This is a genomic window from Bartonella sp. CL70QHWL, assembly GCF_042194855.1.
Lineage (GTDB): Bacteria > Pseudomonadota > Alphaproteobacteria > Rhizobiales > Rhizobiaceae > Bartonella.
The window spans coordinates 1-514 of the sequence record NZ_JBHINJ010000147.1 but is presented as its reverse complement, the minus strand read 5'-3'; the positions used below and the strand labels follow the sequence as shown (position 1 = coordinate 514).

1 protein-coding gene is annotated in these 514 nt (G+C 36.4%); it reads left to right on the top strand.

Annotated elements, in window-relative coordinates; all coding sequences use genetic code 11:
* Positions 1-20: 20 nt before the first annotated feature.
* Positions 21-482 (top strand): hypothetical protein, encoded by a 462-nt coding sequence (locus ACFIJZ_RS10170; protein WP_375632057.1) that lies wholly within the window; start codon positions 21-23, stop codon positions 480-482.
* The last annotated feature ends 32 nt before the right edge of the window (positions 483-514 follow it).

The window sequence follows — 514 nt, the reverse complement described above, 5'->3', positions numbered from 1 at the left end:
AAAAATTAAAGGAGATAAAGATGAGTTCGAATGAAATTTTATGGATAGCAGTGGTTTCAGTTTTGCTCTTAAGCGGAGTGATGTTTCGTATTGCATTGCATTATCGCAACCAAGTTAAAGCACTTAAAGAGCAGGTTCAAGATATTAAGAAAGAAATGAGAGAGAATGAGTTTAGGTATTTAAAGGAAAGCAAGCAGACAATTGATCAATGTGATGCGGATCTTGAACAATGCGACAAGCTAATTAAAGAATTGAAGCAAGAGATTAAAGAACGCGACGAGAAAATTGAAGAACTTAAGCAAAAGATAGATGCGTACCGAGAAGACTTTAAACGGAAAAGTGAAAAGATACAGGCACTAAAAGCAGATGTGCAATCACGTGATGCGGAAATTCAAAGACTAACACAAAAGCTTAAACAGCGTGATGAAGCAGTAAAAGCGCCGCCTCATAAGAATAAGAAGAGTAAGAAGAAGGGTAAGTGAGGAGTGGATAAGATGACAGTTAAAAAGAAGTA